Here is a 24,505-nt window from a genome sequence, read left to right on the forward strand (position 1 = left end):
TAATCATAAGAGCACAAGAAAAAAAGAACTAGCAGCCATAGCTATAATTAACGCACTCTTTTCTTAGCATTTTGGTATATTTGAAGTATCAATTCTTTTTCTCTTAGATTAAACACAAAAGTAGCAACAAGATATACAAATAATCCTAATGCCCCACCAACAAACAACTGTAAATAGACATTATTAACTAACAAAGACCACAAATATATAAATGCCCCCATAAAACTCACAGATAAAACAACATCCATCTGGGGGAGTAACTGTTTTTTAAATCCCATACCAAAGTCCCATCTCAATACATACATATTAATAATGACTTCAAAAAGAGAACTTGCAAGGACTCCCCAGCAAACCGCTGTAACACTAATGCCAACTGTAGCTATCAATAACACGAAAGATACTATTCTCTTAACAAGCTGATATTTTAAAAGGATTCCAGAATGCCCTATTGCCGAAACAGGATTCCCAGATTGCAACATAACAGCATATAGCATAAAATTGAGAGAATATATCTGAATAAATGGTACAGCAGGAAGCCATTTCTCCGTTAGTAATATTTCTATCAAAGGATGAGCTAAAACAATAAGCAGCATCATCAAAGGCAATATAATATAATTAGAAAGATGAAGATATTTCTCGTATGCCTCGATAAGTTTTTTCCTGTCATCCTGTAAACTTGTCAATACAGGAAAAATAATTCGGTTCATCACTTCAGCAAGATTAACCGAAGGAAACTGAGTGAGCGTAAAACCTCTGTTATAATAAGCTAAGTCTGCTACAGAATACTTCTTACCTATAATAAGATTAGCAAGATTGATATATATGCCAGTCATCAAATTGCTTGCCATCAGTTTGGAACCATAGTTAAACATCTTCTTAAATGATTCTGTAGAAAACTGCAGTTTTGGAGTCCAACGAGAAAAGTACAACAAAGAAAATGAAGTTATTAGCTGGCTTATCAGGCTCTGAACAACCAACGCCCACACCTCCATACCTGAATAAGCACATACGACTCCACAGATGCCACTAATAATAACAGCGAGTACACCAGCTTTAGTTTGAGTTTTGAAATCAAGTTCAATAGTAAGTTTTGCTCTTTGAACAATTGACAAACTTGACAAGATAAGATTCAATGAGATAACACGAGTCAAACTCGTCAACTGAGATTCATTATAAAATGACGCAATAAATGGAGCAGCAAAAAATAATATTATATATAGTCCTACAGCGACTGCCAAATTAAACAAAAAAACTGTATAATAATCTATTGCTGTTCTGTCTTTTTTCTGAATAAGTGCATTGGCAAAACCTCCATCTATAAATATTTGAGAGAGCGACAAAAACACTTGTACCATAACTATCAAGCCATATGAACTTGGTGATACGATACGGGCAATTAAGATTCCTAGCAGAAACCCAATCCCTTGGATAGAAAATCTCTCAATACCACTCCAAACAAATCCTCTAGCAACTTTCGACATAAAAATCAATTATCCTTTTTAGCAATAATGCATTCAACAAGATCCATCGCCGCGCCAATAGCAACATCCATGTTATAATATTCCCAATCTGCAAATCTACCAGTGAAATAAAATCCACATGGAGAAAGAACCGATTTCAGTTCTTTAATCATTCCACGCGTATTAGCATCTTGTATAGGATAAGTATACTGATTATACACATGATCAATATATTCCGGATGAAGTGGAATTCGCTTCAAATTATCCAAAATATTTTCTTTACTTATTTCGTCTGTAAATTCAATCGTAGCAGTAATACGTCCATCAGGAATAGAACCATCGTTATTTGTTTGCGAGAAATTGCCTGTACAGATAATACGATGACTCTCGTGATTACGAGAAGGCTGATATATCCAAGAATATGGATTTTTATCAATCTCACAGAACACCGCGGTAGTACCATGATACTCCAAAGCATCTACAGGTGCTTTAAAGACTTCCACATCTACACCTTTAATCATCTTAACCATATCTTTGATATTTCCACAGAAAATGACTTTATCAAATACTTCACCGCAAACATTCCATTTGCCATCCATATACTGGATGCTATTTATCTCCACACCATACTTAATATTTAATCCTTCTGCGAGTTTATCTGCAATAAATTGAGAGCCATTTTTTTTCTCATACCAAAAGGTAGAATGAACGAACGATTTTTCTTCAACTTTATTTGCATTATTATCGCGCATTTCTTTTGTAGTTGGCATAGGAAGTTTACCCTCCATCCACGACATGGGGACGGTAGTTAAATCACGACGCCAAACTTTCTCATTATAAGGTTGAAAATAGAGGTTGTAAAGAGTTTTACCAAAACGCCAACGCAAGAAGTCACCGAAATTATCATAATCCGTAAACTTTGCGTTCAATCCCTTTACCCTATCTATTTCATCTAAATCCTCATAAAAGGCCTTTTGAACATCCTTATCAAAAAGATACATGTGATTCTCTATTGGATATGGAATATTATCATGTTCAAGAGATGTATCATTCTTATCCATAAAAACACAGGAATTACGATCTGTTTTCGTAAATTCCACTTCTTTATTGAACCTTGACCAGAACCAATCAAGTACATCCTGACGTTTTGAATTAAATACATGACCTCCACAAGTATGGAATAGACTACCATTTATTCTACGGCACTTGATAAGACCACCAGGTTTGCTATCTTTTTCAAAAATCGTTATATCATGATTCTCTTTCAGGAAATGAGCAGCACTCATGCCTGAAATTCCTGCACCAATAATCGCTATTTTCATTATACGTTTATTCTAAGAATATTATAATCCACTTAGTAATTCTTTTAGCTCCCTAACCCTCGATGAAGTATAATGCTTTTCTAAATAAGATGAATACATCTCTAAATCAACATCTGTCTTCAGGGCACAATCCATCGCATATTCAAACTCATCATAGGTTTCAATTGAAGGAGAGAACTTATTAAATTCATAGTACTGAGCATCAATACCATCTGAACCTGAAGGATAACGAAGAAGGACATGACACCCACATGCAATTATCTCTAGGAAATGAGGGGTCATATGATAAAATCCTTTAGTAAATCCATCATAATAACCTTGAACTCCATAAAGTGTAACTCTTCCTTGTGCTTGTAATTTCATAAAGTCCTCGCGAGTATCAATCGAGCCTATATACTCCTTACCGTTCAAATAATAGCCCTTTGTCTTCTGCCTGTCATTATCCAAGCCCTCACCTCTTTTTACATAAGTCACATTTGGATGTTTTTTCACATATTCAACAAAGAACGAATATAGAAAGGGATCTTGTCTACCTGTAAGTACAATATCATATTTCTTCTCTAATTTATTCTTTAATTTTGCATACTTATCAGAAAGAGAATATGCAAAAAGTCCTATATTTAAAGGACACTTATGTTCTTTGAGATATTGATAATCAAATGGACTAGAAAGAAGAACAATTTTATTTCTTGAATGCTTTCGATAAAACTCCTGAAGCTGTTCTCCCTTTTCAAAAAAATCTATAATACAAGGAATAATATGCTTACTATTCATAGGTTCGTCATAATCTCTTCCATTTATGACAAATCTGAATGTATCGCTAAATGGTGCAACTAACGACGTATGTAAACCCAACCGATTAACATAGCGATATAATGAAGGATAAGGTCTGACAGGAACTCCAATTTCTCTAGAAATTTCATTCTCCCATTCATATATTATAGGCAACGCATAATTTTGACCAGGATTAAACCTACGCGTTAATATTTGTTGAATTCCCATGTAATACTTAATTATTAAAAGACAAAAGGAGAAACAAAATCACAAAGCAATGGATGCATAGTATCCTTCTCACTCAAAATAGCATTTTCGACAGGGATTCTCCAGTCAATACCTAACGAATCATCCAAAATACTAATACCGCCATCAGCCTCTGGATGATAAAATTCATCACACTTATATTGGAAAACGGCAGTATCTGAAAGCACTGCGAAACCATGAGCAAACCCCTTGGGGATAAAAAACTGACGATGATTATCCTCTGTGAGTTCTACAGCAACATGCTGACCATAGGTTGCTGAGCCTTTGCGAATATCTACAGCCACATCCAGCACTGCGCCTTTGACACAACGCACCAATTTGCTCTGAGTAAAGGGTGGACGCTGGAAATGAAGTCCACGCATTACACCATAGCTTGACTTGGACTCGTTGTCTTGAACGAAATTAATTGGGCCAACTTTTTCTTCGAACTCTCGCTGAGAGAAGGATTCGAAGAAATAGCCACGGCTATCTTCGAAAATGCGGGGTTCAATAATGAACACGCCGTCAATTGATGTTTTTATAACTTCCATAACTTAAATAATTACGAATAAGTACAAAGAAAACATTCCGAACTGACGAATATAAAACACTATAGGTCAGTACGTTACGAAATAATTAGTTTTTATTAACTACGTGGTACTTGGGAGCTTTAAGAAATCGATTTCCCTTTTCCGCATGCAAAGATAAGGGATTTTTATGATACCACCAAATAAAAAAGGCGGAAAATGACGATTTATTCTTTATTTATTCGCCACTTCCGTCTTAAGTATATCAACATTTGCATTTATGACAAGCCTAATAGAGACTTCAAAAGATTCTCTTTATACAATATGCAAATGGACGTAAAAACAAACCCTAAGAAAAGAGATGCCAAAACGATTTTTTTTCCTTGTGGACCTGCGGGGCCTAATGGAACTGTCGCACGTTGAAGTGTGGTAAAGGCTGGAGTTGCCTCCTGTACTTTAGCCTTGTATGCCAAAACCTGAGCACTCAAGGTATTATAGTTATTATATTGCAGCTGCAAATCGTTTTCCAAGTCAGTCTGCATCTGACGAATGCTTTCCAGAACTACATCTTGATTGGCATCGACAAACTCAACATATTTCTGACGCGCATGTTCATAATCCTTTTTCGCCTGAGACTGCAACATCTCGGCATACTCCAAATCGTGGCGAGACTTCTGTGTACGATATTCTGTTAAGAAATCCTGCAAACGGGCTTTAACCGAATCAGCCAACAAAGCCGCGATATAAGGATCCTGGGTAGTAACATCGATTGAAATCAAATTTGTCTTTTTATCAATCTTGCAAACAACATTCTTCATAATCATGCCAGATATACGAGCCTGCTCACCTGTCAACTCAAAGTTATTAACCAACGTATCAGGTTTGCTTTCTGGTGCCATCAAGCCAAAAAAATCCTTCCACCATGGCTCCTTCCACTCATTCTTGAGGTAATCGTAATAAGTCATGGTAGTTTTATCTTTCTTGCCATGAACCTTGATAGGGAACAAAGAGGTTTTAAAATCGGTACTCTTCATCAAGTCGGGGTACAACGAAGGGGTAATAGCATCGCCACCGGCATTGCCACCGCCACCAAGGCTCACGCCAAAGGAACTGGCTAAGGAAGCTAACTGACTCGTACCGCCACCTCCACCAGACTCCGGTGCCAACAACACCTCACACTGATAGTAAGTAGGGATAGACTTAGCAATCACTACAGCCACCACAAAGGCGATAGGCAATACGATATAATAGAGCTTTCTGTTATTCTTGATAGCCTGCCAGATGGCAACAAAATCAATGGATTTAACCTTTTTGGTCTGAGAAATTATCTGATTCTGCTCCATATTACGTTAGAATGTCTTTATCAGGTTTGTAACTGTGGCCAGCATGGTAACCATGGTGGCGAGAGAGGTGCCAAGGTTAGCAATCATACTAATCTTATCGTTGGCAGAGCGGGTTTTGCTAGGTACGAAGATTTCGCAACCAGGTTCAATCTTAGCGCCACTAGCCTTCTTAACAGCACCATTCTGATAGAGAATGAATGCACGTGACTTTTTGGCACCCATACCGAAACCACCGGCCTGGTTCTTAACATACCACTTATAACTCTTACCGCTGCTATAGCTGGCGGTGTTGGGATACATCACATTACCATCAATCTTAACGGTACCGCTGAACTCGGGTACAATAATACGGTCGCCCTCACGGAGTACCACATCATCATCAGAGCCAGGATTAGCCAAAGCTTTATCGAGCTCGATGGCTACATAGTAAACACTATCCTGATCGACCTTATTGACATCGAAACCAGCACCAGACTGCACCTTGGCCAACTGGAGGATACGATTAAGGCGGAACTTCTCATCGGCATTCATGGGGCGCTCGATACGGGCACCACGGATATAAGCCTCCTTGGTAACACCGCCGGCAGCCTTAACCACCTCGCTAAGACGCTGATTTTTATGAGCCAAAGGATAGGTACCAGCAAAGAGCACCTCGCCCTCGACCGTCACATTGCGCTGAGGCATATAACCAGGACTCTTACGTACATACACCTCGTCGTAAGGCTGCAGCACGAAATCCTTAGAACCATCTACTACCAAACCATCTTTCAAAGTGAAAGAGAAAGTCTGAGCCACCTCGCGAGAATCCTCGGTAGCCTTAGGATCAATCATACGACGTGATACATCGACCTTCACAGTAGAAGCTGCATCGGTGAGGCCACCAGCCTGGATAATGAGGTCTTCAATGGATTCATCATCGGCATACTCGTAGGTAGCAGGGAACATCACCTCACCAAAAATAGTAATGGTGCGCTCGTTGGTCTTTTCCTGCTTAGAGGCAATGGTGAGCACATCCTCGTTCTCCAGAGGTACATCGGCTACTGTACCGTTGAGAATGCCCTGGATATCAAGCGAGATAACACGGCGTGTGCGATCCTCCTTCATGCGATGCAGCACACCGCGACCAGCAAAAGCATCCTCGGTGAGGCCATCAGCCTGCTCAATCAAGCTCTTAACAGTGGTAACATTGCCACCGAGGCTATACTGGCCGGGACGGAACACTGCACCAGCAATCTCGACCATATTCTCGTAACGGCGGAGATTACCACTAACGGTAACAGAGTCGCCATCCTGCAAACGGAAGCTACTCATATCGAACTCGTTGACATTATATACCGAGTATTGTTCGCCAGCAGTACGGTTTACACGAACAGCCTTTTTATAAGCATCGCCTGTAAAACCACCAGCATACTTGAGCAGGGTAGCAATACTCTCGTTCTTCTTCATCTCGTAAGCCATGGGGCGCTTGACATTACCAGCCACATCGACGATGTTCTGATAAGGACCGACCATAATAACATCGTTCTCGGCCAAACGGATATTGCCAGAGAGCTTGCCATTGAGGATATAATCGTAGATATCGACCGAAGCAATCTGACGACCACCACGGAACACCTTGATATCACGCAGGGTACCCAGACTATTAACACCACCTGCCATATACAGGGCGTGGAACACGCTGGCAAAAGCAGAAAGGGTATAAGTACCAGGTGCCATCACCTCACCCATCACATTAACCATGATGGTACGGGTCTGGCCCAATGTCATACGAATTTTAGAACTGCTATAACGCTTGCCAAGGGTCTGCTTGATTTTAGCATTGGCAGCTGAGACAGAGAGACCTGCGATGTGGATAGGACCGTAACCAGTAACCACGATAGAACCATCGGGGCCAACCTCCATCTGCTCAGACTTCTGCGAACCGCCATAGACATCGACGAACACTTTATCGCCAGGACCTACAATATATGAAGTTGGTGTGGCGATATTCATGTTTGGTTCGAACGAAAGGGCTTTGTTATTGAAGATATCACGGCCAAACACACGTTTGCCATTGATGGTATTCACTGAATCAGGGATGTATATCTTCTGTCGATTCTCGATAGATGTTGTTTCACCATCAGCATCGGTACTTGTACCAACTTTCTGTACATACAACTCGTTACCCTCAGCATCGACACGCACAGCGCCATTACTCTCACGCATACGGCTATCGGCCGTGAGCTGGTCGGTGGTTGATCCAGAAGAACGCACAGCCGAGGTGCCGTTCATCTTTTCGTACTGACTGCGCACACGCTGCAACTGCTGCATGGTAACGCCTTTCTGCATGAGTTTAGTAGCAATCTGCGACTGAGAAGCGCCATTCTTTGATTCGCGCTGAACATACTGCATCACCTGAATGTCGCTCATCTGAGCCTGCACCAACAGGGTGGTGAGCAACAGTGATAATACCAATAGAGATCTCTTCATTTCAAAAAATACTAGCTATTTTTAAACGGCTGCAAAGATACTGATTTATTTTAAAACAAACAACTTTTTTACCTAATTTATATTAATAGACAAAGATTTTGTAATCCTTGATGCTGCCGGGGGCTCCTTCCTCCATACGTGGCAGATAATCAAAACCAGTAATTGTCTGCTCGCTACCGAGGTCGATAACCATGAGATGTGGCAGGGCCGCACCACGCTCAGTACGCCAGTAAGTTGACTCTTGCAAATCGAAAGATTTTTCAGCAGTATTATTACCGCGTTTCGTCTCCTCGCTATCGGCATATTTAACCGTCCAAGGTTCACGACTGAGGCGTGCACCATCGGCATTAACAGCATAGAGCTCGGCCACAGACACTACATCCTTACCTTCGTGTGTAGATAATGCCTGGATAGCCAAATAGCGACCAGTCTTGGGAGCATCGAAACGCACCATCTGCCAACCATTACCGGCTGACAGCTGACCTACATGTGCGGGAGTAGCCGAATTCAAATCAGGCTTATCACCAGGATTATTATGTGTCCGCGATTTTTCAATATTCAGCTTATCAAGTTCGGGCTTATTCTGTGCAAAGAGCCAAGGTGAAAGGCGCTTACCATCCTTGGTGAGATAGAATACCTTGGCCGAAGGACCAACAACATCGAGCACAACGACCTCGTTCTTACCTTTCTTGAGCCAGCAACCAGGCACATAAAGAGTCTGCTGAGGACCGATAGACCAGAAACGTCCAACGGCATGACCATTGACATACACCTGACCTTTACCCCAGTTCTCCATATTCAGGAAGGTATCGCCTACCCTCTTGAGGTTGAAATAGCCACGATAATAGCCTGAGCCCTTGAACACCATTTTTGTGAGCGAATCGCGCTTGGCAGTATCGAGTGCCTTCTTGGCAGCTGCATAGCTATCGGGAATGGTAAAGATATCCCAACGCTTGAGGTTCCAGATAAGTTCGTGACCATCCTTATCGGTTGACAGGGTGACACTCTCGGTGATGCCCTTATAATCCTTGATAGCACGACCAAAGTTGATACGGCCCATAGCCTCGATAAGAATCTTAAGTTCCTGACCTTTCTTTACGGCAGGCAACAGGAGGCTCTTTTCGTTGCGTACACGATCGATCTTACCGATATAGGTACTATCGATGAATACCTGTGCAAAGTCGTGTCCATCGTTGAGTGTAAGTACACTAGGGGTATCGATATCGGGCAGCGAGGTGATATATACCATTGATCCCCAGCCCTGATTAAGTTCCTCCATGGTGCGCAGCGGACTGTTCATCACCAGACTGTCGGCACCCAGCAGAATATCGGCATGCTCGCGCATCTCGAAAGCAGGAATATTGATCATATTAGCTGGACGCGCAGGGATAGCAGGCAGCGGTGTTTTGCTGTACTTCTGCATCATCTTGCGCAGCTGGAAAAACTTTTCTGTTGTGCCACCAAACTCGTTGATAGGGGCATCGTAATCGTAACTGGTTACATCGGGTGCGAAACCAGGAGAGTTGGCACCAGCCCAATGACCAAACGAGGTACCGCCGTGTGTCATATAGAGCGAGAACGAGATATTCTTTGACAGCATCTCGTCCATACCATCCACCATATCCTTGGCAGGGCGTGTTTCGTGATTAGCCCCCCACTTATCGAACCAACCGCTCCAGAACTCAGAGCACATCAGAGGCGCATTGGGGCGCAACTGCTTGAGGCGTGCAAACTCGTGATCGATATTAGCACCAGTACCGAAGTTCATGGTCCACACCAAATCATCGAGACCGTTCTTCTCGAAATTTGAACTCCAGTCGCACTGGAACAGTGTGAGTTTTTCGCCGTAGATGCCACGCAGGCAATCGCGAATCTCAGAGATATAGGGTTTATCCTCGCCATACGAGCCATACTCGTTCTCGACCTGAACCATGATGATAGGGCCGCCGTTCTGAATAGTAAGAGGTGCCAACTGCTCGCCCACCTTCTGCTCGAAGATTTTTACACGCTCCAAGAAATAAGGATCGCGTTCGCGCAGACGGATATCTTTCTTCTTGAGCAGCCACCAAGGCAGACCGCCCATCTCCCACTCGGCACAAACGTATGGACCAGGACGCACAATCACGTACATGCCATTTTTCTGTGCCAAACGGCAGAACTCTGCCACATCGTTATTATCGGTGAAATCGAACTGCCCCTCGCGCTGCTCATGGATATTCCAGAACACATAGATGCAGAGGGTGTTCATGCCCAAAGCCTTACACATTTTGATGCGATGCTCCCAATAAGGTCGGGGGATACGCGGATAGTGAACCTCGGCCGCCTTAACCACAAAAGGCTGACCATTTAACAGGAATGTCTGGTTGCCTACAGTGAAATCACCGGCATGTACCAGCATCGGAAAAATAAGCAATAAAGCAGTAATCAGTAGTTGGATCTTTTTCATTTTGTATCTTTTATTTCGTTATTTGGTGCAAAGGTACAAATTTTTAGGCACGGATTACGCGGATTACACAGATTTTTTATATTTTTGCAACAAAATTATCAATAAATATGAAGAAACTAACATTACTCTTAATGGCATTGGTCTTTGCTGGGATGGCAAAGGCTGAAGACGGTCACCAGTTGTGGCTGAGGTACCAACCTATTAACAAAGCAAAAGTTACAGGACCTGAGTGTATAGCAGCTCAGGAACTGAGAGCGTACAGCAAACAGGATGTAACCTTGAAGCTGGATGCAAGTATGAAACAGGATGCGTACTGCATCAAAGTGAATAGTGAACAGGGAAAAGTGAACAGTGTAATCTCTGCCAAAAACGAGATTGGATTATTGTATGGCGCCTATGCATTGTTGCGTGGCGAGACTACTGGCAGTGAGCCATTCTACAAACTGCGCATATTGAACCACTGGGACAACCTAAATGGTACTATCGAGCGCGGCTACGCTGGATTGAGTATTTTCTGGAAAGGAAAAGCTGGCGAAAGAAAATTCCATGGTCGTACCATCTTTGTAGAGGATCCCGATCAGCCCATAGATGCAGAGCTGATAAAGGAATATGCACGTGCCAATGCCTCGATCGGTATCAATGGTACGGTACTGAATAATGTGAATGCCTCGCCCAAGATGCTGTCGGCTATATATATTAATAAGGTAAAGCAGTATGCCGACATTCTGCGTCCTTACGGCATCAAGGTATATCTGTCGGTAAACTTTGCCTCGCCTATGAGCATTCCTGCCAAGGGATTCAATGGCGGCAAACCCGTAAAGACTGCCGACCCACTGACCCCCAAAGTAAAAGCCTGGTGGAAAGCAAAGGCTAAGGAGATATATGCACAGATTCCCGACTTTGGCGGATTCCTGGTAAAGGCCAACTCGGAAGGACAGCCTGGCCCATTCGACTACAAGCGCACACATGCTGATGGTGCCAACATGCTGGCCGATGCCGTAAAGCCTTACGGTGGTATTATTATGTGGCGTAGCTTTGTATATGGTGCAGCCCACAGTGGTGAAGACCGCGTCAAACAGGCTGTAAGCGAATTTAAGGACCTAGATGGCAAGTTCCGCGACAATGTGATTCTGCAGTCAAAGAATGGTCCTCTGGACTTCCAACCACGCGAACCGTACGCTCCTATCTTCGACAATATTAAAAACACAAAACAAATGGCCGAGTTGCAGATTACTCAGGAATACTTAGGCCAGTCGCGCCACCTTACCTACTTAGCCCCCATGTGGCGCGAGTTCTTTGGATTTGTTGCACCCGAGAAATTAGTTGGCATTGCAGGTGTGGCCAACATCGGACTGGACAAGAACTGGTGTGGACACCACTTCTCGCAGGCCAACTGGTATGCCTTTGGTCGTCTGGCATGGAATCCGGACCTGACCAGCGAGCAGATTGCAGAAGAATGGCTGGGTCTGACATTTAATGCTTCGAATAACGAAGCATTAAAGTCGATGATGCTGCGTAGTCGCGAAGCTTGTGTAGATTATATGATGCCAATAGGATTGCACCATATCTTTGCATTTGATGAGCACTACGGACCCGAGCCCGATGGTTACAATGCACACCTTCCCCTGGAGTGGTGCCCTGTTTACTACCATAAGGCCAACAACGACAGCATTGGTTTCGACCGCACACATACTGGTTCGAATGCCACAGCACAGTATCGAGAGCCTTACTGCACACTGTACGACAACATCAACACCTGTCCAGAGCGCTACCTGTTGTGGTTCCACCGCGTGCCATGGAGCTACCGACTGAAAAGCGGTCGCACCGTACTTGAAGAGATGGACTACCGCTACGCACGTGGCGTGAAAGAGGTTGAGGACTTTATCCGCATCTGGAACGAGACCAAACCAAACATCGACGAGCAGCGCTGGCAAGAAGTAGATGCCCGCTTACAGCATCAACTCGAAAATGCCAAGGAATGGCAGAAAGTATGTATGGATTACTTCAGTAGTTTTACAAAGAAATAAAAACAACAAATCCCTCGCCAATAAGCGAGGGATTTTTATTTGTTATAGCTTATTGACCCAACCAACAATATCTGCAAGCACCTCTTCTGCGATGGTCTCTTCAATACTATAGTATTCATCAGGGCTACCTGTGTTACAGTGTTGGAACAGGTGGTTCAGTCCTTCATACTCTTTAATCTTCGTTTTCTTGTTCTTAGGTAACAGACGGCGTAACACGGGGATGTTTTGTGCGGCAGGTACCTGACAATCCTTTGAGCCATTGAGTGCTAGCACTGGGCACTTGGTCTTGGCGATATTTTCAGTTGGATCATAGTCCATAAACCACTCCACCCACTTATTGCCCTTCATCATATTGCGCAGATACTCCATGGTGATACCCTTAGCAAGTGGACTGCCGCTGTTTCTGCTCTGATATAGCAGGATACTATCACCCTTAACTGCTGGACCAGCCAGTGATACAATGAAGTCTACTTTCTTTTGTGCACCCAGCATAAAGGCTATCAGTCCGCCCTCGCTGTGACCCAGCAGTCCCACCTTCTTGAATCGCTTCTGCGCACGCAGCCACTCGATGCCTGCAGCGGCATCTTCGGCTAAGTCGATCGATGTGGCGTTTTTCATATCTCCACCCACCGACTGACCTGTGGCACGATCATCGTATCGCAGTGTGGCTATGCCAGCGCGAGCCAGGCGGTCGGCTATCACAGCAAAAGGCTTATGGGCATAGATTTCTTCGTCGCGATTCTCTGGTCCACTGCCTGTCACCATAATCATTACGCATTTAGCTCCGCCTTTAGGAACAGTTAGTGTGCCTGCCAAAGTTGCGCCAGCCTTGGTGTTGGTAAATGTCATCTCTTCTGTGGTGTAGGGGAATGGTCCCTTTGGTGTTTGTGGACGATTGGGACCATCGGGCGAGATCTCTTTCATGTTGAGTGGCAACTTCATACCTGCTTGGGCGAAAGTTCCCTGCAGTTGACCATCTACAAAGCATGCAACATATGTGGCACCAAGCGACTTGACGCTGATCTTTATCGAGTCTTTTGTGAGCAGGTCTACAGTGGCAGGGATGCCTGTTGCACCTTGGGCAGGACTATCGAGCGTACACTTGCCGTCAACCAGGTTCAGTACGATGGGCAGTTTCTGTCCCATCGCTTCCAGATTACCACTCCAACTTCTGCGCACCTCCTGCGCAGTGGCGGTCAGGCCTATGCAGGCTAAGACAAGGGTGAAGAATAGTTTTTTCATTTCGCTTTAACTTTAATCTTCTCTGGTTTCATTGTTCTTCTTCTTTTTTGGTAGACGCTTGGCTTTGCGCAGGGCCTCGGTGATGATCCACTGCAGCTGGCCATTGGTGCTGCGGAACTCGTCCGCAGCCCAGGCCTCTATTGCGTCCATCGTGTCACTATCTACACGCAGGATAAAACTCTTAGTGGATTTCTTCTCTGGCATTAATCTTTAATGTTTAATCTTTAATGTTTAATGATTTAGTGTTCCTGTATTGACTACAGGCTGAGCGTTGTCATCGCCGCAGAGCACTACCAGCAGATTACTAACCATGGCAGCCTTCTTGTCATCGTCGAGTTCTACTATCTCCTCGCTCGAGAGCTTATCGAGTGCCATCTTTACCATCGATACAGCGCCCTCTACAATCTTTTCGCGTGCAGTGATGATAGCACTTGCCTGCTGGCGACGCAGCATTACGGCTGCAATCTCAGGAGCGTAGGCCAGATAGTTGATGCGGGCCTCTACCACCTCGATACCTGCCAGTGCCAAGCGCTCATCCAGTTTCTGCTCCAACTGCTCGTTGATTTCATCGGCACTCGAGCGCAGGGTAGGTTCGCCTGTCTTGGTGTCCTCATCATCGTAGGCATACTGACCAGCCACCTGGCGCAGGGCAGCATCGCTCTGCACACGTACAAAATTCTCGAGCGCGTTCATCAGTCCCTTGGTGTCGCTACCTATAGCAGCAGGATTAGCGGCCATGGTTTGTGTATCAACCTCGAACAGAGCCTTGTAGGTGTCCTTCAGTTTCCAAACCAGTACCAGGCCAATCATTACAGGGTTACCAGTCTTGTCGTTTACCTTAATAGGCTCTGCATCCAGATTTCGCGCACGCAGACTAACCTTCTTAGAAGATAATAATGGGTTAACCCAAAAGTATCCAGTCCTCGTGAACGTACCTCTATACTTTCCAAAGAATGTAAGTACACGTGCCTCGTTGGGTTCCAACATCAGGAATCCACACATCAGCACAATGCTTACAATTAAGAGGACTGCACAGCCGAGTAGCTGCCAGCCACCATTGGCTCCATCTGTGTCTGTCAAAAGGATAATCCACTTTATACCAGCATAGATATTTGCTAATGCCAATGCTATTGTTACAAACAACATGAGGAATCCGTTTAGGACCATTCCATTAAATGTACATTCTTGCGTCCCTACGGTAGCAAGCGACTTGTCGATCACTTTATTTTCCATAATCTTAATGTTTAATATTTATAATTCGATCTGATATCATTTTGATATCGCAAAGATATAAACTGTTTCCGAATCAACAATGGATTTTGAGGGAACATTAACCATATTTAACTATCAACTATCAATTATCAATTGTCAATTATCAATTATTTAGTACCTTTGCACCCATGAACATAAAAGACATTGAGAATAAGCGCATTGCAGTGTTGCTTTCGGGCGGTGTAGATAGCAGTGTAGTCGTATACGAGTTCGCTCGTATGGGACTGCATCCTGATTGTTTCTATATTAAGATTGGTCCGGAAGAGGAAGAAGAATGGGATTGCTCGAGCGAGGAGGACTTGGAGATGGCTACTGCTGTATCGCATAAGTTTGGATGCAAACTGGAGGTTATCGACTGTCACAAGGAGTATTGGGACCAGGTTACTAAGTACACCATGGACAAAGTACGTGCAGGATTAACACCTAATCCCGATGTCATGTGCAACCGACTGATTAAGTTTGGAGCCTTTGACGAGAAGCGTGGTCACGACTACGACCTGATTGCAACAGGTCACTATGCTATGACCGAAACAGACGAGAATGGTGACAAGTGGCTCTGCACCAGTCCTGACCCTGTGAAAGATCAGACTGATTTCCTGGCACAGATAGCTGACTGGCAGCTGAAGAAGGCCCTGTTCCCAATAGGTCATTATGTAAAGGATGAGGTGCGTTTGATAGCAGAACGCGAGCATTTGGTTAATGCAAAACGTAAGGATTCGCAAGGTATCTGTTTCTTAGGAAAGATTAATTATAACGACTATATTCGCAGGTATCTTGGCGAACAACCAGGTGATGTGATTGAACTGGAAACAGGCAAACGTATTGGCGAACACAAGGGTTTGTGGTTCCACACCATTGGTCAGCGTAAGGGCATGGGCTTTGGTGGCGGTCCTTGGTTTGTAGTTAAGAAAGATGTGGCTAATAATATATTATATGTATCGCACGGCTACGATCCCGAAACAGCTTATAAGGCCGATTTCCCTGTGCACGATTTCCATTTCCTCACTAAGGAGTTACAGCCAACGGAGGTTACCTTTAAGATTCGCCACACACCAGAATACCATCCGGCCACATTAGAGTGGACAAGTCCAAGTACTTGCATGGTTCACTCAAAAGATAAAATCCACGGTGTGGCACCTGGTCAGTTCTGTGTAGTTTACGACAAGGATCATCATCGCTGCTTAGGCTCTGGCGAAATCACCATTTAACAATAAATCCCTCGCCGGTAAGCGAGGGATTTATTGTTTGTTTAGAGATGTTTCTTGGGATAGAGAGCGTCCCACCAAGTGGGATCGTCCTTCAGCCACTTCTGGAACCACGCCATCTGGGTGGCCAACCACTTTTCTTTCTTAGAATAATCGAGAATGTGATGATTCTCACCCTCAACTTCAACCAGCGATACTTCGCGGCCTAAGAGCTTCAGAGCAGTGAACATCTGCAGACTCTCGATGAGCGGCACGTTGGTATCAGCATTTCCATGGAGCAGCAACAGTGGTGTGTGGATCTTATCGGCATTGAACAGCGGACTCTGATCGACATACAACTGGCGATGACTCCAAGGATAGCTGTTGGCCATCGACACCTCGCTGTAGTTATAGCCCCAATAGCCCTCGCCCCAATAACTGGTGTGGTTGGCAATACCGGCATGCGAAACAGCGGCAGCAAAGATATCGGTCTGTGTTTGCAGGTACTGGGTCATAAAGCCACCATACGAAGCACCCATACAACCAATCTTATCCTTATTAATAAATGGATGAGCCTCGCAGATTTTCTTAGTTCCCTCGATGATATCCTCGGCAGGACCACGACCAGCGGTATTAACATGGCGCGATGCCCACTCCTGACCAAAACCGGTTGCACCACTGGGCTCAAGGATATAAGCTACATACCCCAGAGAGTTCCAATACTGTGGAGCATATGGAGATTCGAAATAACGCGACACAGGCGAGCAACCACCATAATAGTAAACAATCATAGGATACTTCTTGGTTGCATCGAAATCCTTAGGCAGATAAAGACGACCATAAACGGTATCGCCCTTACTGTTGGTAAAGTTCCAATCCTGACAGGTTCCAATCTCAGCATCGCCAAGTGCCTCTTTGCCATTGAACATTAAACTATGAGCATTGAACTTTGCGTTCTTAATAGTAGCTACATAGGCTGATGCAGGCTCCATCGTTTTATACGACAGATATGCCAGTACAGGAGCATGGGCAGCCATATTAAAACGATAAGTATAATCGCCCTTCACAGGCAGTTTTGTTATGTTCCCCGTCTTAGGATTCAGTACAAACATATTGACATAATCGCGATCTTCGGCTGAGAAGTAAATCTGTCCATCAGCCCATGACCAATCGACATCATCAATTGAAGGATCGAAATCCTTAGTTAAGGGCTTAACCTGTTTTGAAGCGATATCAAACAGGAAAAGTTCATTCTCTGTCATACTAGGTGTAACCTCGGCAGGCAACTGGCAACCGATACGATTAAAGGCCTCGGGATTACCCACAAACAATATCTGCGATCCATCTGGCGAGAAAGAACCACCACCCAGGAATTCAGCACCTGAAAGCAGCGTATCAACCTTCAATGTCTGAGCATCCATCACAAACACATCAGACACAGTGGTGGGACGCTTAGTAAGACGAGAGCGATTGCTGATAACCAACAGCTTACTACCATCCTGTGAAATATCATACAGATACTCGCCCTTATTACCAAAGGTAATACGCTGGGTAATACCCGTTTTGATATCGTACTTGGCCAGATAGTTACGTTTGCGCCAACCAGGCTGGCGATCATCCATCTCGAGAATCTCGAATACTTCCTTATCCTCCTGTGGACCTTCTTCTTCAAGCGTAAAAATGAGATAATCCTCGGTAGGAGAAACCGTGTAGCTACCCTCTGGGATATCATAGGCAAAACGCGTACGAACACCTGTCTTGGGGTCAACCTTATATAATACGCGATGACTACCCTCTTTCTCCTCTTCCAACCAAGCGATGCTTTTTGGCATCCAGCGTGGATTGCGTGAAGGCTGCGAAATCAGTCGACCAGACTTCACATCGCGCAACTCATAATTCCAACGAGTGTTACCACCACGGTCGGTTGTCTGATAAGACACACAAACAAACTGACCATCGGCCGAAAGATTGATACCACGAACGCGCTTACCATCTGTCAGATCGTGTACCATATAAGGATGGCGAGCATCAGTTGACAATTGATAATTGACAGTTGACAATTCTGATTCAATAACCACCTGGACAGAATCGGTATCCTTAGGCTCGGCCAGATACTGGATGGTAAAGGTGTGATGTTCGGGTGCAAGCTTTAACTCACCGCCAGCCTCAACACCATCTATAAAAAGCTTGGAGTGCTTGGGACCTTTCACCTCAATCTTACCCTTGATAAAATCGGAGTTATTAACATAGAAACTCAGCAAACCTACGCTCTTACTATCAGGCAATGATGGGAGTACCTGACCAGAGAACTTTCCTGTAAAGTGAGAGGTTAAAGCAATGGAACCCAACTGCGAAACGGGATCGAACTTCTTGCCCTGCACATCAACTGTATCGATAGCAAAAGGGGCTGAAACTGCATAAGGACCTGCAAGATTAAACTCGGTTACAGGCGTCTTTACTTGGGCTGTAGCCATCATGCCAATGGCCAACAGCATTTGTGTTGTAATAAGTCTTTTCATTTATGTTTGTTTAATAAGCTGCTCTATATTTGCCTTCGTCCTTATCCTCGAGCATCGAGAGATATGACTGATAGCGGCTTTCGGCAATGTAATGGTCCTCGAGTGCTTTGAGCACAGCACAACCAGGTTCGTGGGTATGGGTACAATTTGAGAATTTGCAATCCTGAGAAAAATGGAATATCTCCTTGAAATAGCTGGTAAGCTCTTCTGGCTCCATATCGAACGTACCAAAGCCCTTAATACCTGGGGTATCGATAAGCCAGCCCTCATCCAACCGAATCATCTCACTGAAAGTGGTGGTATGCTGACCCGTATTATGGGCATCGCTGATTTCGGCTGTACGCTGACTAGCACCAGGCACTAAACGGTTAATAAGCGTTGATTTACCTACGCCACTGTTACCACTCAGCAAGGTTATCTTATCCTTGAGCAAGGGTTGCAGAGCCTCAACACCTGCACCTGTCTCGGCCGAAATCTGATAACACTCATAGCCAATGGTTTGATACAGATGTACCATCGCCTCCTGATAGCGGTGTGTATCTTCATCGAGCAGGTCGGTTTTATTAAATACCAGGATAACCGGCACGCGATAAGCCTCGGCCGAAGCCAGGAAACGATCGATAAAAGTAGTAGATGTCTGTGGGTTTACCACTGTAACCACCAAGATGGCCTGATCGACATTAGCCGCCAAGATATGACTCTGTTTGGAGAGGTTGATACTCTTACGGATAATATAATTACGGCGATCCTCAATCTCAGTAATAAACGCCGTACCCTCGTTGTTAGGCACAATCCCAACCCTATCGCCCACAGCCACAGGGTTTGTACTACGGATACCTTTCAATCGAAAGTTACCCTTTATCTTACACTCAATCAGCTGGCCATCGTCGGTTAAGACGGTGTACCAGCTGCCTGTATTCTTAATAACAAGTCCGCGCATTTATACGGTCATGATTTCCTTGTTCTTGGCCGTAATCAGCTCATCAATCTTCTTGATAAACTTATCGTGCAACTTCTGGAGCTCAGCCTCGGCATCCTTCTCCAAGTCCTCCGACAGACCATCCTTAATTGCTTTCTTAAGCTTATCCTTGATATCACCACGCACGTTACGTACCTCAACCTTAGCCTTCTCGGCAATCTTGTTGCACTGCTTGGTAAGATCGCGACGACGCTCCTCAGTGGGCTGAGGAATATTCAATCGGATAATCTCACCATTATTCTCAGGAGTGATACCTACATCGCTATCCATAATAGCCTTCTCGATGTTACGGATCTCCTTGCGATCCCAAGGCTTGATAGCAATGGTACGAGGATCGGGCACACTCACGTTAGCCACCTGATTGAGGGGCACCTTGCTGCCATACACTTCTACGCGCACAGCATCGAGAATAGCCACGTTGGCGCGGCCGGCACGGATACGATTCAGCTCCTCCTCGAGGTACATAGCCGCCATTTCCATGCGCTCTTCGCTCTTGTTTAAAATTTCTTTTACGTCAACCATATTTTTGTACTTTTAGTCATTTTCTGATGACAAAAGTAACGTTTTTCTGCGAAACTTCCAAATAAATGCGTTTTTTTCGTTCAAAAATTTTGTTATTTGCGCAAAATCAGCTATCTTTGCGGGTGTTTACTACCATACTTACGGACAATTTATGCTTATATACAGCAATCATATATATATTTATCTGATAGCGGTTTTCTTGATATCCGTTATTGGCATGGTAGTATACAATCGGCTCATCTACTATCGCGAACGCAAAATAACCAGGAAAGTACAGCGGCTGAATATGCAACTGACACTGATTATGGATGCCAACAAAACTGACACCTGGACCTATCATACCAAGAAGAATTTATTTAAGGTTATATCAAAACAGGATCTGACCGAAACACTCTATACACCTTTCGACTTTTCACAGCTTTACGACCGCGATGACTTTAAAAAGATAAAGAAAGCCATTACAAACATACAGAACAGAGAAATCCTATCGGAAACACTGACCGTGAAGAGTGCACCCAACAAAGACGGATTAGTGAAATGCTACGAGATAACCCTCTCGGTACTGCACAGGAACCGCCACGACATGCCAAGCGAGATTCTAGGTACCCAGCGCGACATTACTCTGGAGCAGCAAAGGGCAGAGAATACCCGAAAACTGATGCTGAGATACCACACAGTATTTAACTCGTCGCTAGTTGACATGATTTACTATGATGCAGATGGCTATCTGGCCGACCTGAACGATAAAGCCTGCGAGACATTTGGTGTGAAAAACCCTCAAGCCTTGCTTGACCGCCAGATGAAAATGACCGATATTCCCTCGTACAGGGAGATGGACGTACGCACTATAGAGCACACCCAGCTATCGTCGATTACCGATATCAATCAGACAAAAGCTACCGATGAGCGTGTTCCCGAGGTAACACGCCAAGGCAAGATATACTATGAGGTGATGTTAGGGCCTATCCGAAACGAGGACAACCAGCTTTATGGTGTGATTGCAGCAGGCAGAGACATTACCGAGATGGTAGAGTCGACACACAAGCAGAAGGAAGCCAGCAGACTGATTGAGAAGCGTACCAAAGAGATACAGCAATACATCAGAGATATCAACTACTCGCTGAAAATTAGTGAGGCTCGTTTGGTAAACTATTACCCCGACACCCATGAACTGGAGATTCTGAGCGACTTGAGCGAAACAGGTAAACGTATAGCACAGCTACATGCGGTGGCACTGATACATAGCGACGACCGTCCCAAAGCCAAGCACTTGATTCTGCATATGGACAAACGACGTTTGGACACGATATCAGAAACACTGCATACCAAACTGCCCGACAAACAGGGACGCGACATTTACTTGAACTTTAACCTGATGCCCATCACCAACCACGATGGCATAGTAACGCATTACTTCGGTCTGCTACGAAACGACACAGAGATGTCGTACACTGAAATGCGACTGCAGGAAGAAACAGCCAAAGCCCAGGAAGAGGAGCAGCTGAAGAACGCCTTCCTGTTGAACATGAGCTATGAGCTGCGCGTGCCCTTACACGCAGTGATTGGTTTTGCCGACTTGTTCAAAACAGAGCATAGTCTGGAAGACGAGCCGATATTTGCCAACGAAATCAAGAAGAACACAGATGTGCTGTTGAACCTGATTAACGATATCCTGTTCATATCGCGTCTGGATGCCCACATGATAGAATACAATTACGAGGTGCACGACTTTGCCACCTTGTTCGACAGTTGGTGCCAGCATGGTTGGAGCGAGACGAGCAATGATGCCAGAAAGATCATCAACAACTCCTATAAATCGCTTCGCGTGAAAATAGATAAGCACAACTTGGGTATTGCCATCGAGAAGTTGTGTAACTATGTAGGTTTGAGTACCAACGAGGGACTTATCAAATCAAGATACGAATACCTGCACGACGAGCTGATTGTGATTGTTGACAGCACAGATGGCGGTATGGACCTGGAAGATGCCACCAAGATGTTCGACCGCTTTGTAAGCGATGGCAAGAACAAGCGCATTGGCACAGGACTGGACCTGCCTATCGTAAAAGAGATGATAGAACAGATGGGCGGTACCATCGATGTGCTGTCGGAACCCGACAAGGGTAGCTCGTTCTTTATCGCCCTGCCCTGCGAGATGATTGACTTTGAAAGAAAAATAGTGATATAGTATGCAGATACTGATAGTTATATTAACCCTGGTGGTGATTATCATAGGCATGATATTGAACCGCATTACACTCTACAGCATTCGAAAGAATACCTGGAGAGCCAAGGATATGGCTACCATCATGCAACGCACACTAAACGACAACAACTATGTGGTACGACTCAAACTGCAAAACCACCTGGCCTATAACCTATATGGCGATTTCCTGCCTGCCAACGGTATGACTTTCGAACAGAGTCTGGAATACATACACCCCGACGACCGTCATTTCTATAGCGAGTTTATTATTCGGTTAGTAAAAGGTGCCGAATCATCGGAGTGTATCTTCAGATGGGATAGCAGTTTGGACAAGCATGAAGAACAATGGCGCTATATTCACGATATAGGTATTGTGGAATACGACTATGATGACAAGAAAACGCCAATCAATTTTTACTGTATTCTGGACGACCAGACCGACCAGATACTGACCGAAAAGGAAGAACGGGAACTAACCGACCGCTATCGCAAACTGTTTGAACAGAGCATCGTGGGGCAGGCTTTCTACGACAAGGATGGCCATCTGCTAACAGCCAACCAGAAGTTGCGCGAGATACTGAAGTTTAAGACAGAAGACGACCCTTACTATCACCGCTACACACTGTTTGACCTGCCCACCTTCCGTTATATTCTACGAAAGGATCTTACCGACGACCTCTACTTCTGCACCAAGACAGTGATGTATGAGCGTGGCGTGAACTGTTATTCAGAAATAAGAATACATCCCATTTTCAATGAAGATCACCAATTGGAGTTCTTCACACTGTATATGCGAGATGTTACCCAGGAACGTGAGCTATACCAACAGGACAAGGAGAACGAAGCATCGCTGCAACGTACCAACCAGGCCATCGAACAGTACGAGACAGAGCTGAAATACCTGATGGAGAATGTTGACATGCACTTTTTCCGCACCTCGTTCGAGAAACGCGAGGTTACCTTCTATCGCGAGATGAGCGTGATAGAAAGCAAAATGGGTTTCGACGAGCTCATATCACACTTTATCGACGATCCGTTTGCCGAAGGATTACGCCATCCCTACGAGTTCTTTAACGAGCCTAAGTCGACCCTGACCCATATGCGTCCGTTCTTCCACGACAGCGATGAACTGGAGTGGACCTTTATCGATAGCATTCCATACTATGATGAGAACGGCAAGCAGACAGGCACCTATGGTGTGGTAAGAAACGTAACCGACCTGATTTACAAGCAGGAACAACTGAAGGAAGAAACCGAACGCGCTAACCAGGCGGGTATGCGCAAGAGTACCTTCCTGGCCAGCATGAGTCATGAGATACGTACCCCACTGAATGCCATCGTAGGTTTCTCGGATGTATTGGCAACCATGAGTACACCCGAAGAGCGAGAGGGTATTATACAAGTGATATCCAACAACTGCGACATGCTGTTACGTCTGGTGAACGATATCCTGGCACTCTCATCGTTAGAGAGTGGCGACATCATCGTCAAGCCCACCAGAACCGACTTTGCCAAGTGTTTTAACAGCGTGGCCACCTCGTTGGCACAGCGCATTAAGAACCCCAAAATAGAATTCCTGGTAGAGAGTCCCTACCCCACCTATATCACAACCATTGATGGCGGACGTACCCAACAGATAGTAACCAACTTTGTTACCAATGCCATCAAATATACCCAACAGGGGCATATAAAGATTGGTTATGAGCAGCAGATGCGACAGGATAAGGAAGGCTTGTACATCTACTGCGAAGATACCGGTGCTGGCATACCCAAGGAGCACCAGGGAAAAGTGTTCGACCGCTTTGTAAAGCTGAATGATTTTGTACAGGGCACAGGTCTGGGTCTGAGCATCTGCAAGCTTATTGCCGACAATAGCGGTGGCGAGATTGGCGTTACATCCGAAGGCAAGGATTGTGGCTCTACCTTCTGGGTATGGATTCCATGTAAACAAGAAATTACTGAATGAT

The 24,505-nt window shown here is 44.7% G+C and carries 17 protein-coding genes; 4 read left to right on the forward strand and 13 right to left on the reverse strand.

The genetic code is table 11. The annotated features are described in order from the left end of the window. Nucleotides 1-47: 47 nt before the first annotated feature. The 7 genes from BLR73_RS12895 to BLR73_RS12925 form a co-directional block, all read right to left on the reverse strand. The gene (locus BLR73_RS12895; RefSeq protein ID WP_091862683.1) at nt 48-1,481 is read right to left on the reverse strand and encodes a lipopolysaccharide biosynthesis protein; all 1,434 of its coding nucleotides are present in this window, start codon (nt 1,479-1,481) and stop codon (nt 48-50) included. 5 nt (nt 1,482-1,486) lie between these two features. Continuing rightward, nucleotides 1,487-2,785 carry a protoporphyrinogen/coproporphyrinogen oxidase gene (locus tag BLR73_RS12900; protein WP_091862685.1) on the reverse strand — a complete coding sequence of 433 codons (1,299 nt, stop codon included), beginning with the start codon at nt 2,783-2,785 and terminating at the stop codon, nt 1,487-1,489. 18 nt (nt 2,786-2,803) lie between these two features. Beyond that, nucleotides 2,804-3,784 (reverse strand): hypothetical protein, encoded by a 981-nt coding sequence (locus BLR73_RS12905; protein WP_091862688.1) that lies wholly within the window; start codon nt 3,782-3,784, stop codon nt 2,804-2,806. Between the two features lie 14 nt (nt 3,785-3,798). Then, on the reverse strand, nt 3,799-4,353 hold the full coding sequence (gene rfbC / locus BLR73_RS12910; RefSeq protein ID WP_091862690.1) for a dTDP-4-dehydrorhamnose 3,5-epimerase: 555 nt from the start codon (nt 4,351-4,353) through the stop codon (nt 3,799-3,801). Nucleotides 4,354-4,607: 254 nt separating this feature from the next. Further along, on the reverse strand, nt 4,608-5,672 hold the full coding sequence (locus BLR73_RS12915) for a GumC domain-containing protein (protein ID WP_091862692.1): 1,065 nt from the start codon (nt 5,670-5,672) through the stop codon (nt 4,608-4,610). 6 nt (nt 5,673-5,678) lie between these two features. Then, entirely contained in the window at nt 5,679-8,141 is a 2,463-nt protein-coding gene (locus tag BLR73_RS12920; RefSeq protein ID WP_091862695.1) for an SLBB domain-containing protein, read from the reverse strand. A gap of 82 nt (nt 8,142-8,223) precedes the next feature. Continuing rightward, nucleotides 8,224-10,587, reverse strand: a complete 2,364-nt coding sequence (locus BLR73_RS12925; RefSeq protein ID WP_091862697.1) for a beta-galactosidase — start codon at nt 10,585-10,587, stop codon at nt 8,224-8,226. A gap of 107 nt (nt 10,588-10,694) precedes the next feature. Between BLR73_RS12925 and BLR73_RS12930 the strand changes: the two genes are divergently transcribed. Next, nucleotides 10,695-12,614: an alpha-glucuronidase gene (locus BLR73_RS12930; RefSeq protein ID WP_091862700.1), complete on the forward strand. Its 1,920-nt coding sequence runs from the start codon at nt 10,695-10,697 to the stop codon at nt 12,612-12,614. Between the two features lie 42 nt (nt 12,615-12,656). Here the strand turns inward: BLR73_RS12930 and BLR73_RS12935 are convergent, their stop codons facing one another. The 3 genes from BLR73_RS12935 to BLR73_RS12945 are packed head-to-tail and all read right to left on the reverse strand — an operon-like array spanning nt 12,657 to nt 15,089. Then, entirely contained in the window at nt 12,657-13,856 is a 1,200-nt protein-coding gene (locus BLR73_RS12935) for an alpha/beta hydrolase (protein WP_091862703.1), read from the reverse strand. 12 nt (nt 13,857-13,868) lie between these two features. Further along, nucleotides 13,869-14,060: a type II toxin-antitoxin system antitoxin gene (locus tag BLR73_RS12940; RefSeq protein WP_091862706.1), complete on the reverse strand. Its 192-nt coding sequence runs from the start codon at nt 14,058-14,060 to the stop codon at nt 13,869-13,871. A 27-nt stretch (nt 14,061-14,087) separates the two neighbouring features. Continuing rightward, nucleotides 14,088-15,089, reverse strand: a complete 1,002-nt coding sequence (locus tag BLR73_RS12945) for an SPFH domain-containing protein (protein WP_091862709.1) — start codon at nt 15,087-15,089, stop codon at nt 14,088-14,090. Nucleotides 15,090-15,256: 167 nt separating this feature from the next. On the opposite strand from BLR73_RS12945, the gene mnmA reads away from it, so the two are divergent. Beyond that, nucleotides 15,257-16,336: a tRNA 2-thiouridine(34) synthase MnmA gene (gene mnmA, locus BLR73_RS12950; protein ID WP_091862711.1), complete on the forward strand. Its 1,080-nt coding sequence runs from the start codon at nt 15,257-15,259 to the stop codon at nt 16,334-16,336. 41 nt (nt 16,337-16,377) lie between these two features. On the opposite strand, the gene BLR73_RS12955 is transcribed toward mnmA, so the two are convergent. The 3 genes from BLR73_RS12955 to frr are packed head-to-tail and all read right to left on the reverse strand — an operon-like array spanning nt 16,378 to nt 20,332. After that, on the reverse strand, nt 16,378-18,831 hold the full coding sequence (locus BLR73_RS12955) for an alpha/beta hydrolase family protein (protein ID WP_091862713.1): 2,454 nt from the start codon (nt 18,829-18,831) through the stop codon (nt 16,378-16,380). Between the two features lie 10 nt (nt 18,832-18,841). After that, on the reverse strand, nt 18,842-19,771 hold the full coding sequence (gene rsgA / locus BLR73_RS12960; RefSeq protein WP_091862716.1) for a ribosome small subunit-dependent GTPase A: 930 nt from the start codon (nt 19,769-19,771) through the stop codon (nt 18,842-18,844). Continuing rightward, nucleotides 19,772-20,332: a ribosome recycling factor gene (gene frr, locus BLR73_RS12965; RefSeq protein ID WP_013064196.1), complete on the reverse strand. Its 561-nt coding sequence runs from the start codon at nt 20,330-20,332 to the stop codon at nt 19,772-19,774. A 217-nt stretch (nt 20,333-20,549) separates the two neighbouring features. Here frr and BLR73_RS12970 point away from each other — a divergent pair, with 217 nt between their 5' ends. Both BLR73_RS12970 and BLR73_RS12975 read left to right on the forward strand, forming a co-directional pair. Further along, on the forward strand, nt 20,550-22,520 hold the full coding sequence (locus tag BLR73_RS12970; RefSeq protein ID WP_176763693.1) for a sensor histidine kinase: 1,971 nt from the start codon (nt 20,550-20,552) through the stop codon (nt 22,518-22,520). Between the two features lies 1 nt (nt 22,521). Next, entirely contained in the window at nt 22,522-24,504 is a 1,983-nt protein-coding gene (locus BLR73_RS12975; protein WP_091862721.1) for a PAS domain-containing sensor histidine kinase, read from the forward strand. The last annotated feature ends 1 nt before the right edge of the window (nt 24,505 follow it).

Source organism: Prevotella sp. khp1 (genome assembly GCF_900102205.1).
GTDB classification, from domain to species: domain Bacteria; phylum Bacteroidota; class Bacteroidia; order Bacteroidales; family Bacteroidaceae; genus Prevotella; species Prevotella ruminicola.

Excerpts from the sequence above, each read along its gene's own strand:
- BLR73_RS12895 (WP_091862683.1), bottom strand. The coding sequence starts at position 1,481 with ATGTCGAAAGTTGCTAGAGGATTTGTTTGGAGTGGTATTGAGAGATTT.
- BLR73_RS12905 (WP_091862688.1), bottom strand. The coding sequence starts at position 3,784 with ATGGGAATTCAACAAATATTAACGCGTAGGTTTAATCCTGGTCAAAAT.
- rfbC (WP_091862690.1), bottom strand. The coding sequence starts at position 4,353 with ATGGAAGTTATAAAAACATCAATTGACGGCGTGTTCATTATTGAACCC.
- BLR73_RS12915 (WP_091862692.1), bottom strand. The coding sequence starts at position 5,672 with ATGGAGCAGAATCAGATAATTTCTCAGACCAAAAAGGTTAAATCCATT.
- BLR73_RS12920 (WP_091862695.1), bottom strand. The coding sequence starts at position 8,141 with ATGAAGAGATCTCTATTGGTATTATCACTGTTGCTCACCACCCTGTTG.
- BLR73_RS12925 (WP_091862697.1), bottom strand. The coding sequence starts at position 10,587 with ATGAAAAAGATCCAACTACTGATTACTGCTTTATTGCTTATTTTTCCG.
- BLR73_RS12930 (WP_091862700.1), top strand. The coding sequence starts at position 10,695 with ATGAAGAAACTAACATTACTCTTAATGGCATTGGTCTTTGCTGGGATG.
- BLR73_RS12935 (WP_091862703.1), bottom strand. The coding sequence starts at position 13,856 with ATGAAAAAACTATTCTTCACCCTTGTCTTAGCCTGCATAGGCCTGACC.
- BLR73_RS12940 (WP_091862706.1), bottom strand. The coding sequence starts at position 14,060 with ATGCCAGAGAAGAAATCCACTAAGAGTTTTATCCTGCGTGTAGATAGT.
- BLR73_RS12945 (WP_091862709.1), bottom strand. The coding sequence starts at position 15,089 with ATGGAAAATAAAGTGATCGACAAGTCGCTTGCTACCGTAGGGACGCAA.
- mnmA (WP_091862711.1), top strand. The coding sequence starts at position 15,257 with ATGAACATAAAAGACATTGAGAATAAGCGCATTGCAGTGTTGCTTTCG.
- BLR73_RS12955 (WP_091862713.1), bottom strand. The coding sequence starts at position 18,831 with ATGAAAAGACTTATTACAACACAAATGCTGTTGGCCATTGGCATGATG.
- rsgA (WP_091862716.1), bottom strand. The coding sequence starts at position 19,771 with ATGCGCGGACTTGTTATTAAGAATACAGGCAGCTGGTACACCGTCTTA.
- frr (WP_013064196.1), bottom strand. The coding sequence starts at position 20,332 with ATGGTTGACGTAAAAGAAATTTTAAACAAGAGCGAAGAGCGCATGGAA.
- BLR73_RS12970 (WP_176763693.1), top strand. The coding sequence starts at position 20,550 with ATGGTAGTATACAATCGGCTCATCTACTATCGCGAACGCAAAATAACC.
- BLR73_RS12975 (WP_091862721.1), top strand. The coding sequence starts at position 22,522 with ATGCAGATACTGATAGTTATATTAACCCTGGTGGTGATTATCATAGGC.